The organism is Chryseobacterium hagamense (assembly GCF_007991455.1).
Classification (GTDB): domain Bacteria; phylum Bacteroidota; class Bacteroidia; order Flavobacteriales; family Weeksellaceae; genus Chryseobacterium; species Chryseobacterium hagamense.
Window position 1 is genome coordinate 1 of the sequence record NZ_BJYJ01000030.1, and the last position, 558, is coordinate 558.

Here is a 558-nt window from a genome sequence, read left to right on the forward strand (position 1 = left end):
CTCTCTTAGATCACGGTATGCTATGGCAAGTTCGGGCAGAAGTTCCGGCATACCTTTAATCAATGCCTCCTTTTTTCTCCGGCTCCAACCCTGAATCTGCTTTTCACGGCAAAAAGCAAGATCAATACGGTCATACTCTTCATAATAGATCAGCCGGACGGGCAGACGCTTTTTGGTATGGTTAGCTCCTTCCCCGGACTGATGCTGGACCAGCCTGCGTTCGAGATCGTTAGTACTTCCGGTATAATAACTGCCGTCGGAGCAAAGGAGAATGTAGAGAAATCCTTTCATCGTCGATGTTTTTTGAGAAATAAAAATAATAATTTTCTGAATTAAAAATTTATCTCGGAAACGGTAATTAAAATAACATCAATCAGAACCATATACGATGACTTCGGCTCCGCTCAGCCACCGGAGGGAGTAGGAAGTTATAAAAAGTTGTATCAGTATCATTCCTTTATGCACAATCATCTGTAAAAATCTGCGTCAATCTGTGGTTTAAATAATCCAAACGCAAATCCTTCCCGGTGGCTGAGGCCCTCGAAGCCACACTCCTCA

The 558-nt window shown here is 43.2% G+C and carries 1 protein-coding gene; it reads right to left on the bottom strand.

Going from position 1 to position 558, the window contains the following annotated elements; all coding sequences use genetic code 11:
- On the bottom strand, positions 1-291 hold a 291-nt coding region (locus tag CHA01nite_RS17445), incomplete at its 3' end, for a GIY-YIG nuclease family protein (protein WP_146943734.1).
- Positions 292-558 lie beyond the last annotated feature (267 nt).